This is a genomic window from Kitasatospora sp. NBC_00039 (assembly GCF_045160625.1).
GTDB lineage: Bacteria > Actinomycetota > Actinomycetes > Streptomycetales > Streptomycetaceae > Kitasatospora.
On the sequence record NZ_CP108289.1, the window covers coordinates 5,551,107 to 5,566,781 of the forward strand.

Annotated in this window: 12 protein-coding genes; 9 read left to right on the forward strand and 3 right to left on the reverse strand. The window is 74.0% G+C overall.

What is annotated here, in order from left to right; genetic code table 11:
- Both cofD and OG286_RS24770 read right to left on the reverse strand, forming a co-directional pair.
- Positions 1 to 960, reverse strand: a complete 960-nt coding sequence (gene cofD / locus OG286_RS24765) for a 2-phospho-L-lactate transferase (RefSeq protein ID WP_405360034.1) — start codon at positions 958 to 960, stop codon at positions 1 to 3.
- Between the two features lie 68 nt (positions 961 to 1,028).
- Entirely contained in the window at positions 1,029 to 1,544 is a 516-nt protein-coding gene (locus OG286_RS24770) for a cysteine dioxygenase (protein ID WP_396325811.1), read from the reverse strand.
- A gap of 755 nt (positions 1,545 to 2,299) precedes the next feature.
- Here OG286_RS24770 and OG286_RS24775 point away from each other — a divergent pair.
- From OG286_RS24775 to OG286_RS24785, 3 genes are all read left to right on the forward strand, one after another.
- A complete protein-coding gene (locus tag OG286_RS24775) occupies positions 2,300 to 2,572 on the forward strand; it encodes a WhiB family transcriptional regulator (RefSeq protein WP_148644569.1) in 273 nt (90 codons plus the stop codon).
- Between the two features lie 239 nt (positions 2,573 to 2,811).
- Positions 2,812 to 6,702 (forward strand): glycosyltransferase, encoded by a 3,891-nt coding sequence (locus OG286_RS24780; RefSeq protein ID WP_405360031.1) that lies wholly within the window; start codon positions 2,812 to 2,814, stop codon positions 6,700 to 6,702.
- Between the two features lie 6 nt (positions 6,703 to 6,708).
- Entirely contained in the window at positions 6,709 to 8,424 is a 1,716-nt protein-coding gene (locus OG286_RS24785; RefSeq protein ID WP_396325782.1) for a DUF5719 family protein, read from the forward strand.
- Between the two features lie 75 nt (positions 8,425 to 8,499).
- Here OG286_RS24785 and OG286_RS24790 read toward each other — a convergent pair whose 3' ends face one another.
- Entirely contained in the window at positions 8,500 to 8,952 is a 453-nt protein-coding gene (locus OG286_RS24790) for a metallopeptidase family protein (protein ID WP_396325781.1), read from the reverse strand.
- A 240-nt stretch (positions 8,953 to 9,192) separates the two neighbouring features.
- Here OG286_RS24790 and OG286_RS24795 point away from each other — a divergent pair, with 240 nt between their 5' ends.
- The 6 genes from OG286_RS24795 (at position 9,193) to ahcY (ending at position 15,661) form a co-directional block, all read left to right on the forward strand.
- Complete coding sequence (locus tag OG286_RS24795) at positions 9,193 to 9,558, forward strand: DUF3499 domain-containing protein (protein ID WP_360192635.1); 366 nt, start codon at positions 9,193 to 9,195, stop codon at positions 9,556 to 9,558.
- A gap of 172 nt (positions 9,559 to 9,730) precedes the next feature.
- A complete protein-coding gene (locus tag OG286_RS24800; RefSeq protein ID WP_396325780.1) occupies positions 9,731 to 11,164 on the forward strand; it encodes a phosphomannomutase/phosphoglucomutase in 1,434 nt (477 codons plus the stop codon).
- A 154-nt stretch (positions 11,165 to 11,318) separates the two neighbouring features.
- The gene (locus OG286_RS24805) at positions 11,319 to 11,501 is read left to right on the forward strand and encodes a Trm112 family protein (protein ID WP_396325779.1); all 183 of its coding nucleotides are present in this window, start codon (positions 11,319 to 11,321) and stop codon (positions 11,499 to 11,501) included.
- A gap of 71 nt (positions 11,502 to 11,572) precedes the next feature.
- A complete protein-coding gene (locus tag OG286_RS24810; protein ID WP_405360028.1) occupies positions 11,573 to 12,829 on the forward strand; it encodes an SIS domain-containing protein in 1,257 nt (418 codons plus the stop codon).
- A gap of 87 nt (positions 12,830 to 12,916) precedes the next feature.
- Positions 12,917 to 13,891, forward strand: a complete 975-nt coding sequence (locus OG286_RS24815) for a cation diffusion facilitator family transporter (protein ID WP_405360026.1) — start codon at positions 12,917 to 12,919, stop codon at positions 13,889 to 13,891.
- 321 nt (positions 13,892 to 14,212) lie between these two features.
- Positions 14,213 to 15,661 (forward strand): adenosylhomocysteinase, encoded by a 1,449-nt coding sequence (gene ahcY, locus OG286_RS24820; RefSeq protein WP_405360024.1) that lies wholly within the window; start codon positions 14,213 to 14,215, stop codon positions 15,659 to 15,661.
- Positions 15,662 to 15,675 lie beyond the last annotated feature (14 nt).

Consider the following 15,675-nt stretch of genomic DNA (forward strand, 5'->3'; position numbering starts at 1 on the left):
TCACGCGCGGACCTGCTCGGCGAGCGCCAGCGCGGCCCGGGCCATCTCGGCGGTGGTGTCGACGTCCGTCATCAGCAGCGGGACGGCGTGGCAGGCGATCCCGCCGGCCTCGACGGCGGCGACCGCGGCCTCGTCGGCGGTGTCCACCAGCCAGCCGTCCAGCAGCGCGGAGCCGTAGTCCAGCGCGACGGCCTCCGCGGTGGCCTCGACGCCGACGGCGGCGAGTACCTTGTCGGCCATGCCGCGCACCGGCGCCCCGCCGATGATCGGGGAGAGCCCGACCACCGGTGCGGAGGCGGCGGCGACCGCGGCCCGGATGCCGGGGACGGCGAGGATGGTGCCGATCGAGACGACCGGGTTGGACGGCGGGAAGAGGATCACGTCGGCGGCGGCGATGGCCTCCAGGACGCCGGGCGCGGGCTTGGCGGTGTCCGCGCCGACCGGGATGATCGCCTCGGCGTCGACGGCGGCGTGCAGCCGGACCCAGTACTCCTGGAAGTGGACGGCCCGGGTCCCGTCCCCGTCCGTGATCTTCACGTGTGTCTCGACCCGGTCGTCGCTCATCGGCAGCAGCCGGACGCCCGGCTTCCAGCGCACGCAGAGCGCTTCGGTGACCTGGCTGAGGGTGTACCCGGCGGTGAGCATCTGGCTGCGGACGAGGTGGGTGGCGAAGTCGCGGTCGCCGAGCCCGAACCACTCGGGCCCGACGCCGTACTCCTTCATCTCGGCCTTGATCGACCAGGTCTCGTCGGTCCGGCCCCAGCCCTGCTCCTCATGGATGCCGCCGCCGAGGGTGTACATGACGGTGTCGAGGTCGGGGCAGACCTTCAGACCGTAGAGGTGGATGTCGTCACCGGTGTTGCCGATGACGGTGATCTCGTCCTCCGGACCGATGGCCTCCCGGAGTCCGCGCAGGAAACGCGCTCCGCCGATCCCGCCTGCCAGTGCCACGATGCGCATGCGCCCATCCTGCCACGGCCCGACAGGTCGTCAGCCCGACCCTCGACCGGCCGCTGCCGCGCCCGCCGTCAGCGGGCCTCGGCCTGCTCCTGCGGGTGCTGCTCGGGGACGGCGGTGCCGCCGTACTGGTTCATCTCGGTCAGGCCCGGCGTGTAGAGGTGGACGGAGACGGCGGGCTCCAGCGCGCCGTTGACCACCTCGTGCAGGTAGCCGGAGGAGAAGACCCGCTGCCCGCCGGGCCTGAGGGTGCGGGCGCCTTCGCCCGCGTGCGTGAGGGAGCGCTCGATCAGCTCGCCCTGGACGACGGTCATCACTCCGGAGGAGACGCCGTGGTCGTGGAACCCGCTGCTCTGGCCGGGCAGCCAGCTGAGCAGCCAGACCTCGTAGCCGGGGCCGGTCTCCAGGCGGGAGTACCAGCGGGTGAGCGCGTCGTAGCGGACCAGCGGCTCCCAGCGGGCGCGGTCGGCGGCGATCTCGCGGACCAGCCTGGCGTAGCCGGCGACGGTGGTGGGGTGGCTGGGCAGGTCGGTGCGGGCCAGGTGCGGGAAGGCGAGCGGGTCGCCGGCGATGGAGACGTCGCTCAGGCCGTCGGCCCACGCCTGACCGGGGTGCACGGTCTGCGCGGGGTGAACGGCGCGGGCGGGTGCGGGGGGAGGGGCGGTCGGGGCGAGGCCACGGTGGGCCGGCTTGTTGCGGTCGCGGTTCCGCTTGCGGATGCGGGTCATTCGCACGGGGTCGTCCTCGGAGTACGGCTGGTTCGTCGGGGGATCAGCCGGATCCGGGATGTCCTGGGGCGGGAATCGCGGGCGGCCTCTGTGCTTCCTGGGCGGCGCGCGGTGGGACGCGGGCGCCTAGATACAGCAGGAACAGAGGCGACAACAAGAGTTCGCGGCAGGGCGAAGCGTGGAACCGCTCCGGGTGCTGGCCAACTCTGACATGGGGGAAGGAGACCGCATGCGGGAGGCCGGTGTCAAGTCCGGAGCTGGGGCATTCGGGCGGGTTAGGTCATGAAGTACCCGATGGGGTGATAAATCACCCTCTATGTTTCGATGGGAAGATCGCCGGGAAGGCAGGCCGATGACCGGCCTGTGACGGTGACTGCGCGTCACTCGGCGGCAGGTTGCGAATGGTTCGATGCCATCCGGGCAGTAAGTCTGATGTGTCCGAATATGTACACTATTCGTAACGGCTTGGTGCCGGGGAGTGAATCCTGGCCCCAATACCAGAGCTCGGCTTGACTGGGCCAGAGTGACGCAACTGTAATTTCACTCGTGTCGTCAGCCGCACGAGGCAACGGCAACCACGGGGACGCCAAATAGGGGCAGAGGAGGCGCGCCACATGAGCGAGCTCTTTGAGCTGTTGATCGGTGACGGCATCGAGGAGGAAGAAGAGGAACTCGGCTGGCAGGAGCGCGCGCTGTGCGCCCAGACCGACCCCGAGTCCTTCTTCCCGGAGAAGGGCGGCTCCACCCGCGAGGCCAAGAAGGTCTGCCTCGCCTGTGAGGTCCGCTCCGAGTGCCTGGAGTACGCCCTCGCCAACGACGAGCGGTTCGGTATCTGGGGCGGCCTCTCCGAGCGCGAGCGCCGTCGGCTCAAGAAGAGCGCGGTCTGAGCGGGTCGGCCCCTGACCCTGCTGACCCTCCGACAACCACACAGCTGTTACGGGCGCCTCACCGCGGTGGTGGGGCGCTTTCGTGTTCCCGGGCCCGTATGGGCGTCCCCGGCGTCCGCCGTCCACAGCCTCTCCACGGACACCGCGGACAAAGGCGCCATCCGGAGCCGTTAGTGTGGTGCGCCATCCGGTTGCCGTTCACCGGCTGTGTCCACCGAGAACTGGGGCCCGCGCACTCGATGACCGTCTACAGCCACCAGAGCGGCTTCACCGCTGCCAGGCCGCCCGCCTATCCGCGCCACCTGGTCACCGCCGTGATCGTCTCGCACGACGGCGCCCGCTGGCTGCCGCAGGCCCTGGCCGGCCTGCTCGGCCAGGACCGCCAGGTCCAGCGGGTGCTCGCCGTCGACACCGGCTCCACCGACAACTCCCCGCAGCTGCTCGCCAAGGCGCTCGACGACTTCGGTCACGCCGACGGGATGCCGGACGGCGGCCCGATCATTCTCGGCCGCCGGGCCGGCTTCGGCACCGCCGTCGGCGAGGCCGTCTTCAACAGCCCGCCGCTGCGGCCCGAGGACCTGCCGTACCGGCTCGACCCCTCCGGGTACGACCCGGTCACCGGCGGCTGGGACGACTTCGGCGACCCGCTCGGCCACGAGGACGACCTCGGCCGCGGCGGCCCCCGCGAGACCCAGCCGGTCGAATGGCTCTGGCTCCTGCACGACGACTGCGAACCGCAGACCGATGCGCTGCGCCGGCTGCTCCAGGTCGCCGACTCCACCCCCAGCGCCGCCGTCGTCGGCCCCAAGCTGCGCAGCTGGTACGACCGCCGCCAGCTGCTCGAGGTCGGCGTCAGCATCGCCCGCTCCGGCCGCCGCTGGACCGGCCTGGACCGCCGCGAGCAGGACCAGGGCCAGCACGACCAGGTCCGCCCGGTGCTCGCCGTCTCCACCGCCGGCATGCTGGTGCGCCGCGACGTCTTCGAGGAGCTCGGCGGCTTCGACAAGGCGCTGCCGCTGATGCGCGACGACACCGACTTCTGCTGGCGGGTCAACGCCGCCGGCCACCGCGTCGTCATCGCCCCCGACGCGGTGCTGCGGCACGCCGAGGCGGCCAGCCGCGAGCGCCGCGTCATCGACTGCGGCCCCACCCACCCGCACCGGGTGGACAAGGCCGGCGCCGTCTTCACCCTCCTCGCCAACTACAAGGGCCTGCTCTTCCCCTACGTCCTGCTCCGGCTGGTGCTCGGGACCCTGCTGCGGGTCGTCACCAACCTGCTCGGCAAGGACCCGAAGCAGGCCTTCGACGAACTGGCCGGCCTGAGCCACGAACTGGTCCGGCTGCCCCGGGTGCTGGCCGCCCGCAAACGACGGGCCCGGTTGCGGGCCGCCGACGCGCTGGACGACCGGACGCTCTTCCCCGCGCCGGGCGCGACCGCCCGGCTCGCCGTCGAGGGTGTGATCAGCTCCCTCGGCATAGGGGGCGCCGACGACTCCGGGGCCGGCCGCCACGGCTCGGTCGAGGCCGGACCGGGCGACGAGGACACCGAGGACCTGGTCGTCGAGCAGTTCGCGCTGATCAAGAAGCTGGCCCGGCGCCCGGCACCGGTGCTCTTCGCCGCCCTGCTGGTCTTCGCCCTGGTCGCCTGCCGCGGCCTGTTCGGCGGCGGCGAGCTCTTCGGCGGCGCGCTGCTGCCCGCCACCGGCGGTGCCGGCGGCCTCTGGTCGATGTACGCGGACGCCTGGCACCCCGTCGGCACCGGCTCCACCGCCGCCGCGCCGCCGTACCTCGGCGTGCTGTCGGTGCTCTCCTGGATGCTGTTCGACCACGCCGACCTCGCGGTCACCCTGCTGGTCGTCCTCTCGGTGCCGCTCGCCGCCGTCAGCGCCTACCTGGTCTCCCGGCCGCTGCTCGACTCCAAGCTCGTCCGCGCCTGGGCCAGCGCCACCTACGCGCTGCTGCCCGCTGCCACCGGCGCGCTCGCCCAGGGCCGGATCGGCACCGCCGTGCTGGCCGTGCTGCTGCCGCCGCTGGCCCGCGCGGCCGCCATCTCCGCCGGCCTCGGCATCCGCGCCGAGAGCGCCGCCAAGGGCGCCCGGCCCGGCTGGCGGCCCGTCTGGATGGCCGTCCTCCTGCTCACCCTGGCCACCGCGTTCGTCCCGCTGGTCTGGGCGCTGGCCGTACCGCTCTGCCTGGCCGTGCTGGCCGTCGCGGTGGTGCGCGGCGGGGCGTTCGGCTCCGGCGCGCAGGCGCTGCGCCTGCTCGGGCTGCGCGTCCTGGTGATCCTCGCAGTGCCCGTGCTGGTGCTCGCGCCCTGGTCGCTGCAGGTGCTCTCGCACCCGCAGCGGCTGCTGCTGGAGGCCGGCCTGCCCGGCCTGCACGGCGGCGGCGCCAGCGCGCTCGGCCTGGTGCTGGTCAACCCCGGCGGCGCCGGGGTGCCGCCGGTCTGGCTCTCGGCAGGCGTGGTGCTCGCCGCGCTGGCCGCCCTGCTGCGCGCCGACCGCCGCCGCGCGGTGCTCGCCGCCTGGGGCGCCGCCGGGGCCTCCATGGCCTTCGCGGTCGCCGTGGCCGGTACCTCGGTGACCCCCGCCTCCGGCGGCCCGGCCGTGCCCGCCTGGGCCGGCCCGGCCTCCCTGCTCGCCGGTATCGCCCTGCTCGCCGCCGCCGCGATCGGCGCCGACGGCGCCAACGCCCGTGTGGCCGGCATTGCCTTCGGCTGGCGCCAGCCGGTCGCCGCCCTGGTGGTGGCCGCCGCCGTGCTCGCCCCGCTGGGCACCGGTGTCTGGTGGGCCGTCACCGGCGCCGACGGCCCGCTGCACCGGTCGCAGGCCGCCCAGGTGCCCGCGTTCATCGCCGAGGAGGCCGGCACCACCGACCGTGCCCGCACCCTCGTCGTCACCGGTGACCCGAAGGGCGGCTCCGTCCGCTACACCCTGGTGCGCGGCGCCGGCCTGACGCTCGGCCAGGCCGAGTCCACGGTGGACCCGGAGACCGGGACCATCGCGGGCCTGAACAAGGTGGTCGGCAGCCTGCTGGCCGGCTCCGGCGCCGACCAGGCCGGCGCGCTCACCGGCTACGGCATCGCGTACGTGCTGGTGGACCGGCCGGCGATCGCCGCCTTCAAGGACGTCCTGGACACCACCCCCGGCCTGGTCAAGGCCAACCAGGACGACGGCGCCGCACTCTGGCAGGTCAACGGCGCCCCGGCGGCCCGTGCCCTGATCACCGCCCCCGGCGCCACGGCGGTCGTGGTCCCCTCCGGCGAGCGCGACCTCGACGCCACCGTCCCGGCCGGCCCCGAGGGCCGGGTGCTCCGTCTCGCCGAGGCCGCCGCCCCGGAGTGGAAGGCCACCCTGGACGGCACCGCGCTGGAGGCCACCACCGTCGACGGCTGGGCACAGGGCTTCAAGCTCCCGGCCGGCGGCGGCAAGCTGGTCGTCACCCGCGAGGGCGGCTTCCTGCACACCGGCTGGATCTGGGCGCAGCTGCTGCTCGGCCTGACCCTCCTGGTGCTGGCCCTGCCCGGCCGCCGCAGCCACAAGGACGACGACCTGCCCGAGGAGGTGGTCGCCGCCGCCGCGCTGGCCGCCGCCGCCCAGGCGCAGGCGCCCGCCCCCGGCAGCCGCCGGGCCCGCCGGATGGCCGAACGCGAGGGCGGCGAGGGCGGCGACGGGGACGGCGGCGTGTACGAGGGGAGGCCGGGCGCGATCCCGGCGCAGCCCGCCGGCGACCCGCCGGTCGAGGCGGTCCGGGCGGCCGCCGCCGTCCAGGAGAGCGAACCGTACGCCGACCCGTACCAGGGCTACCAGCAGGCCGACCCGTACAGCTACGACCCGTACACCGCCCAGCAGCCGGTGGCCGCGCCCTACGGCGGCCAGGGGTACGGCCCCGACGGCTACCCGCAGCAGCAGGCCTACCCGCAGCAGGGCGGCCAGCCCGGTTACGAGCAGTACCCGCAGGACCAGCAGTACGGCTACGACCCCTACCAGCAGGACGGTCAGCAGCCCTGGCTGCCGGGGCAGCCGCAGGGCGAGGTCTACTACGACCCCAATGCCCCGCACGACCCGCAGGATCCCGACCATCCCCACGGGCCGGGCCGGTACCCGCACCACCACGGATCGGGGAGCTGACCCGCGATGAAGAAGCCCGCGTTCAAGAAGAAGCCGCAGGACCAGGCCGGCGCCGTGCCGGCGGACGCCGCCGGGTTCTCCGCAGGCCCGGGGGCACCCGGGCCCGACGGCGCCCCCCGGTCGTCCGGCGGGACGAGGACCACCCAGTCGCTGCTGGCCGCCGCGGCCGTGCTCGCCGTGGTGTTCGGCATCGCCGAGCTCCGCCCGCCGTCCGCGCCGGCCGGCGCCGACCGGGGCGGCGTCGCCAGTTCGGCGCAGGTCGAGCGGACGGCCGCGGTCTGCCCGCAGCCGCTCCAGGGCCTGACGGGCTCCACCAGCCTCACCGCCTACACCCCGCCCGGCGGCACGGCCGGCGCGGACGGAGCGGCCACCGGGGCCGGCTGGATCACCGACGCGGCCGCCCCCGCCACCCCGCCGACCGCCGCGCCATCGGCGACGCCGTCCGCCGCCGCGCCCCCGGCCCCGGCGCCGTCCGCGTCCGGCGCGCCCGCCCCCGACAAGGGCGGTGCACCCTCCGACGCCCGGCTGACCCTGGCCAAGCCCGGCGCCCCGGTCACCGGCCCCGCGGCCAACGGCGACACCGCGCCCGGCGCCGGCGCGGTTGCCAACGGCGCCCTCGCGCCCGGTTTCACCGTCACCCAGACCACCACCGTCACCGAGCAGCGCGGGCTGGGCCTGTCCGGCATCACCTGCACCCCGGCCGGCACCAGCTTCTGGTTCGCCGGCGCCAGCACGGCCGGCGACCGCACCGACTACGTCAGCCTCGTCAACCCCGAGGCCACCGCCGCCGTCGTCGACATCAAGCTGTACGGCGACAAGGGCCTGATCGAGAACGACGCGGCCAACAGCATCACCGTCGCCGCCGGCAGCTCGCAGTCCGTCCTGCTGCCGACCATCAGCAAGGGCCAGGTCGCCGACCTCGCCGTGCACGTGGTGGCCCGCACCGGCCGGGTCGGCGCCGCCCTGCACGCGGCCGACGGCAGCAAGGGCGCCGACTGGGTGCCCGCCTCGGCGGACCCGGCGGCCACCCAGGTGCTCCCCGGGCTGCCCGCCGACACCGCCGGCGCCCGCCTGGTGGTCTGGGCGCCGCCGGAGGACGACGCCGACCTGAAGATCGAGCTCTCCGGCAAGAACGGCTGGTTCACCCCGGCCGGCAACGAGTCGATCCACGTCAAGGCCGGCATGGTGGCCGCCGTCGACCTCGGCAAGATCACCCGCGACGAGGTGGCAGGCCTGCGGCTGTCGCCCAGCGACACCAAGCACCCCACCCCGGTCGTGGCCGGCCTGCGGATCGACCGCGCCGGCCAGAACGGCAAGTCCGACGCGGCCTGGCTGGCCGGCACCGTCCCGGTCGGCGCCCGCGCCACCGTGGCCGACAACCGGGGCGGAGGCGCCAGCACGCTGTTCCTCACCTCCGCCGGCGAGGCCGCCACGGTCAAGGTCACCGCCTCGGCCGGCACCGGCGGCGGCACCCCGGTCAGCAAGGACGTCCAGCTGCCGGCCGGCGGCACGGTCGCCATCCCGGCCCCCGAGCCCGGCGGGCTGAACGGCAGCTTCGCGCTCACCGTGGAGACCGTCTCCGGCGGGCCGGTCATGGCTGCCCGGATGCTCGCGATCCCCGCGAAGGACGTCCCGATGTTCACCGTCCAGGCGCTGCGCGACGACCGCAGCAGCGTCAAGGTCCCGCAGGCCGCCCAGGACCCGGGCGTCGTGCTGCGCTGACCCGCCGACGACGAAGGGGCGGTACCCGGGCCTCCGGGTACCGCCCCTTCGTCGTCACACCTGCGCGTCGCCGCGTCAGTCCTCGTCGTAGCGGGGGTCGATGGCGTCCGGCGACAGCCCCAGCAGCTCCGCCACCTGCTCGATCAGGACCTCGTGCACCAGCGCCGCGCGGTCCTCCCGCGACTTCGCCCGGATCTCCACCGGCCGCCGGTACACCACGATCTGGCTCTTGCGCCCCTGCTGCCCCGGCGACACCCGGCCCAGCGGCACCCCGCCGTCCGCGTCCGGGCCGTCCGCCTCGTGCAGCGGCACCTCCTGGACGGCGAACTCCACCTCGATCAGCTGCGGCCAGCGCCGTTCGAGACGCTCCACCGACTCGCGCACGTAGTCGTCGAACAACTCGGAGCGGGTGAGCGAGATCGGCACCTGCGGAGGCGCCAGCGGGCCGCGCAGACCCCGGCCGTGCCGGTCGCGGTGCCGGGGGCGGCGCGAAGGTCCCGTCGATGACTGCGGTGCAGAGCTGTCCATATCACTGCCGAGGGTAGTCCTTGGGCGGTCGGAAGTGGACCACCCCGGCGCCGAATCGCCCGGGGCGGAGGGGGCGCGCATGAGCGAGCTGACCGAGCAGATCACCGGGGGTGCGCCTTGCGCGACGCGCCCGCCGACCGCGGCGAGGGGGGTGTCGAAGGCGCGCCGACCGCGACACGGCACACCCTCCGGACAGGCGGTCTTCGCTCCCCGGCGAGGAGTGCTGTACCGTCCACCCTCGTGAGCTCTGTACGTCGTTGTTCGCGGACCGCGTGCGGCCGACCGGCCGTCGCGACGCTGACGTACGTCTACGCGGACTCCACCGCCGTCCTCGGCCCCCTCGCGACCTACGCCGAGCCGCACTGCTACGACCTGTGCGCCGAGCACGCCGAACGCCTCACCGCCCCGCGCGGCTGGGAGGTCGTCCGGCTCGCCGCCGAGGCCGGCCCGCTGCGCCGCAGCAGCGACGACCTCGAAGCGCTCGCCAACGCCGTCCGCGAGGCCGCCCGCCCGCAGACCCCCCGTCAGGGCCGCGGCCCGGAGGGCGAGTCGACCGAGGCCGGCCGCCGCGGGCACCTGCGGGTGCTGCGCTCGCCCGACAACTGAGCCCGACGGCCGAGCCCGACGACTCAGCCCCGACGCTCAGCCCCGTCCGGGCCCCGCTCCACCCGCTCGAGCCCCGCCCCACCCCTGCCGCGGACCGGCCGTCCGCCGCCTCCCGGTACGCTGCCCCCCTGTCCGGGCACCGACCGGTGCCGTACTCGGACGTATCGTGACCATGGGCGACCAGCCCGCCGATCAGACAGAGAACCAGGGTGGAGCCGCAGTGCGCGACCTCAAGCAGCTCGTGAAGGCGTACGACGTACGAGGCGTGGTCCCGGACCAGTGGGACGAGAGCCTCGCGCGCGCCTTCGGCGCCGCGTTCGTGCAGGTCACCGGAGCGTCCGCGATCGTGGTCGGCCACGACATGCGGCCCTCCTCCCCGTCGCTCAGCCGGGCCTTCGCCGAGGGCGCCGCCGCGTACGGCGCCGACGTGGTCGAGATCGGCCTCTGCTCGACCGACCAGCTGTACTACGCCAGCGGCAAGCTCGACCTGCCCGGCGCGATGTTCACCGCCAGCCACAACCCGGCCCAGTACAACGGCATCAAGCTCTGCCGGGCCGGCGCCGCCCCGGTCGGCCAGGACACCGGCCTCTCCGAGATCCGCGAGCTGGTCGAGTCCTGGACCGGCGAGGACGACACCGTCACCGTCCCGGCGCTCGACGTCAAGCCCGGCGGGCTGTCCGCCCAGGACACCCTGCGCGGCTACGCCGACCACCTGCTCGGCCTGGTCGACCTCACCGCGATCCGCCCGCTCAAGGTCGCCGTCGACGCCGGCAACGGCATGGGCGGCCACACCGTGCCGACCGTCTTCGACGGCCTGCCGATCGAGCTCGTCCCGATGTACTTCGAGCTGGACGGCACCTTCCCCAACCACGAGGCCAACCCGCTCGACCCCAAGAACCTGGTCGACCTCCAGGCCAAGGTGCGCGAGGTCGGCGCCGACATCGGTCTCGCCTTCGACGGTGACGCCGACCGCTGCTTCGTCGTCGACGAGCGCGGCGAGCCGGTCTCCCCGTCCGCGATCACCGCGCTGGTCGCCGCCCGCGAGATCGCCCGCGCCCGGGCCGCCGGCGAGGACGAGCCGACCATCATCCACAACCTGATCACCTCCTGGACCGTCCCCGAGGTGGTCCGCGAGCTCGGCGGCAAGCCCGTCCGCACCCGGGTCGGCCACTCCTTCATCAAGCAGGAGATGGCCGAGACCGACGCGGTCTTCGGCGGCGAGCACTCCGCGCACTACTACTTCCGCGACTTCTGGCGCGCCGACACCGGCATGCTGGCCGCCCTGCACGTGCTGGCCGCCCTCGGCGGGCAGCCGGGCACCCTCTCGGCGCTCACCGCCGAGTACGACCGGTACGCCGCCTCCGGCGAGATCAACAGCACCGTCGCCGACCAGGCCGACCGCTCCGCCGCCGTCCGCGCCGCCTACGCCGGCCTGGAGGGCACCACGGTGGACGAGCTCGACGGCCTCACCGTGGCCGGCCCGGACTGGTGGTTCAACCTGCGCGCCTCCAACACCGAGCCACTGCTGCGCCTCAACGTCGAGGCCAAGGAGCCGGCGAGGATGGCCGAGCTGCGCGACGGCGTCCTCGCCATCGTCCGCGCCTGACGGACGCGGTCCGGGCGCGGCCCGGACGTACGCGACCTCGCGCACGCGCCTGACGCACGCCCGTGGTGCCCCGGCCGGTAGGGTTTCCTCTCGGCCGGGGCATTGCCGTGCCACCCCTCCGACCCCGCCACCCGAGACTGGGAGCCCGAACGCCATGAAGCTCGAATCCTTCCTGCTGGAGATCCTGGTCTGCCCGCAGTGCCGGGCCGCGCTCACCGAGGGCGGCACCGAGGACCACCCCGAGCTGGTCTGCACCGCCGAGAGCTGCGGCCTCGCCTACCCCGTCCGCGACGGCATTCCGGTACTGCTGGTGGACGAGGCCCGCCGCCCGGCCTGATCCTTGGGGCGGACACCCGCACCCCGATCCCGCAGCCCTCAGCGCCCAGCCAGCAGCCGGAGGCCCGCCGCATGCTCGACGACACCCTGCTCGACGACCCGGCCGCCCTCCAGCGCGCCGACCACGACCGCGCCCTGCTCGCCCTGGCCGGTGCCGGTGCCCGGGTGCGCACCGCGCTGCGGCTCGCCGACACAGCCGGCCTCGACCGGCTGCGCCCCGACGGGCGCCCGCGCGCGGTGCTGGTCGCCGGCCACGGCAGTGCCCTGACGGCGGCCGAGATCCTCGCCGCCCTGGCCGGCACCGCCGTCCTGGTCTCCCCGCTGGGGCCCACCGATGCCGCGTACGTCCCGCGCACCGACCGGGCCGCCGCCCCGCCCGTCTTCACTGCCGGACTGGCCTGGCAGCTCCCCGGCTGGGCCGGGCCGCTCGACCTGCTGGTCGTCAGCTCCGCAGGCGGCGGGGAGCAGGGCCTGATCGCCCTCGCCGAGCAGGCGTACGCCCGCGGCTGCGCCATCGTGGTCACCGCCCCGGCCGGCAGCCCGCTCGCGGAGGCCGCCCTCCAGGTGCGCGCGCTGCCGCTGCCGTACGTCCCGCCGAACCTGCCCGACGACGGCACACCGCCGCCCGGCCCGGCCGCCGAGCCCGACCTGCCGGCCGAGGACCCGGCCGCGCTCTGGGCCCACCTCACCCCGCTGCTCGCGCTCACCCAGAAGCTCGGCGTCACCCAGCTCCCGTACGACGCGCCGGCCGCCACCGCCGACCTGCTGGACGCGGCCGCCGTCCGCTGCCGGCCGGACGCCGCCGCGTACACCAACCCGGCCAAGGGCCTGGCCGCCCGGCTGGCCGGCACCGTCCCGCTGCTCTGGGCCGAGGGCCCGGTGGCCGGGGCGGCCGCCGCCCGGTTCGCCGCCCAGCTGGCCGAGCGGGCCGGCCGTCCGGCGCTGGCCGGGCAGCTGCCGCAGGTGCTCACCGCGCACCGCGGCATGTTCACCGGGCAGCTCGGCGCGGGCGCCGACCCCGAGGACTTCTTCCGTGACCGGGTCGACGAGCCGGACCCGCTGCACCTCCAGGTGCTGCTGCTGCGGCACGTCCCCGGTACCCCGGGCGGCCCGCCCGACGAGGAGACGGGCCCGGCCGAGGTGCCGGCCGAGGACGAGGGCCCGCGCAGCTTCGGCGCCGCCCGGGCGCACCGGCTGGCCGCCGCCCACGGCGTCCGGCTCACCGAGTACGCCAGCGCCCGGCCCGACCCGCTGCACGCGCTCGCCGACCTGGTCGCGCTGACCGACTTCGCCGCCGTCTACCTCGGGCTCGCGGCAGCGCAGTCCTGAGCCCGGGGACGGAGGCCCGGTACCGTATGCGCTCGACAACGACTGAGCGCGGGCTGAACGGCCCCCGGCGGAGGGACCCACCCGAGCATGAGCACCGAAGGCGGTACCAAGGCCCTGGTCGCGGCCCTGTCCGCGAACCTGGGCATCGCGGTCGGCAAGTTCGTGGCCTTCGCGTTCTCCGGCTCGTCCTCGATGCTGGCCGAGGGCGTCCACTCGCTGGCCGACTCGGGCAACCAGGTGCTGCTGCTGGTCGGCGGCAAGCGCTCGCAGCGCATGGCCACCCCCGAGCACCCGTTCGGCTACGGGCGCGAGCGCTACATCTACGCCTTCCTGGTCTCGATCGTGCTGTTCAGCGTCGGCGGCATGTTCGCCCTCTACGAGGGCTACGAGAAGATCGCCCACCCGCACGAGCTGGACAACTGGTACTGGCCGGTCGGCGTGCTGCTCCTGGCCATCGGCCTGGAGGCCTGGTCCTTCTTCACCGCCTACCGCGAGGCCGTCAAGGACAAGGGCGTGCACGGCTGGCCCGCCTACATCCGCCGGGCCAAGGCGCCGGAGCTGCCGGTCGTCCTTCTGGAGGACACCGGCGCGCTGATCGGCCTGGTGCTGGCGCTGTTCGGCGTCGGCCTGACCGCGATCACCGGGGACGGCGTCTGGGACGGCATCGGCACCCTGTCCATCGGTGTGCTGCTGATCGCCATCGCGATCGTGCTGGTGCTGGAGACGAGGTCGCTGCTGATCGGCGAGTCCGCACACCCCGAGGTGGTGGCCGAGATCCGCGACGCCCTGGTCGACCACGACACCGTCACCCGCGTCATCCACATGCGCACCATGCACCTCGGCCCGGAGGAGCTGCTGGTCGCCGCGAAGGTCGCGGTCAACGCGGAGGACACCGCGGCGCAGGTGGCCGCCGCGATCGACGCCGCCGAGGTGCGCGTCCGGCGGGCCGTCTCGATCGCCCGCGTCATCTACCTGGAGCCGGACATCTACAGCGCCGAGAAGGAGGCCGCGGGCGACGACCCGTACGCCACCCCCGGCGGTCCGGTGCCGGGCGCGCACTGACACCCGGCACGCACGGGCTCCTTCGGGCCGGGCGCGGCGGCCGAATCCGGTCGTACCGGGCCGGTGCGCGGGGCCGTCGGTGTAGATTCGTCACCAGAGCCAGAACGTCGCTGCTGATGGCGGTCGATCGGCGGTCCGTGCCCGCGAGGGTGCGCGCCGGTCGAGGGAGAGAGGTCCTCCGACGGTATGTGCCGAGCAGCAGGGAGCCGTCCCACCGCGGACGGCCGATCCGGCGTTGCCGCGCACCCGTGCGGCCCGCCGTGCTGTGACGCACCCTGAGGACCTTGGCCATGCCCCACCCCATCAGCGAGGAGCAGACGCATGTCGACCGACATCACCGGTGACTTCAAGGTTGCCGACCTTTCCCTGGCGCCGTTCGGGCGCAAGGAGATCCAGCTGGCCGAGCACGAGATGCCCGGCCTGATGTCCATCCGTGCGGAGTACGCCGCGGCGCAGCCGCTGGCCGGTGCGCGGATCACCGGTTCGCTGCACATGACGGTGCAGACGGCGGTGCTGATCGAGACCCTGACGGCGCTGGGTGCCGAGGTCCGCTGGTGCTCGTGCAACATCTTCTCCACCCAGGACCACGCGGCCGCGGCGATCGCGGTCGGTCCGGAGGGCACGGCGGAGAACCCGCGGGGTGTTCCGGTGTTCGCCTGGAAGGGCGAGACGCTGGAGGAGTACTGGTGGTGCACCGAGCAGGCGCTGACCTGGCCGGACGGGCAGACCCCGAACATGATCCTGGACGACGGCGGTGACGCCACGCTGCTGATCCACAAGGGTGTCGAGTTCGAGAAGGCCGGTGCCGCGCCGGACCCGTCGACCGCGGACAACGACGAGTTCCGGATCATCCTGGAGCTGCTGAACCGCACCCTGGTCGAGACGCCGAACAAGTGGACCGAGGTCGCCGCGACGATCAAGGGCGTGACGGAGGAGACCACGACCGGTGTCCACCGGCTGTACGAGATGCACCGTGACGGCAACCTGCTGTTCCCGGCGATCAACGTCAACGACTCGGTGACCAAGTCGAAGTTCGACAACAAGTACGGCTGCCGGCACTCGCTGATCGACGGCATCAACCGGGCCACCGACGTGCTGATCGGCGGCAAGGTGGCCGTCGTCGCCGGCTACGGTGACGTGGGCAAGGGCTGCGCGGAGTCGCTGCGCGGTCAGGGTGCGCGGGTCATCGTGACCGAGATCGACCCGATCTGCGCGCTGCAGGCGGCGATGGACGGTTACCAGGTCGCGACGCTGGAGGATGTCGTCGAGTCGGCGGACATCTTCATCACGACGACCGGCAACAAGGACATCATCATGGCCTCGCACATGGCCCGGATGAAGCACCAGGCGATCGTCGGCAACATCGGTCACTTCGACAACGAGATCGACATGGCGGGCCTGGCCCAGCTGCCGGGCGTGGTGAAGACCGAGGTCAAGCCGCAGGTCCACGAGTGGCGCAAGGCCGATGGCAGGACGATCATCATCCTCTCCGAGGGCCGTCTGCTGAACCTGGGCAACGCGACCGGCCACCCGTCGTTCGTGATGTCCAACTCCTTCGCGAACCAGACGATCGCGCAGATCGAGCTGTTCACGAAGACCGAGCAGTACCCGATCGGCGTCTACGTGCTGCCGAAGCACCTGGACGAGAAGGTCGCCCGTCTGCACCTGGACGCGCTGGGCGTGAAGCTGACCACGCTGACCCAGGACCAGGCCGACTACATCGGCGTCCCGGTCGAGGGCCCGTACAAGGCGGACCAGTACCGCTACTGATGCGGTGACACGCA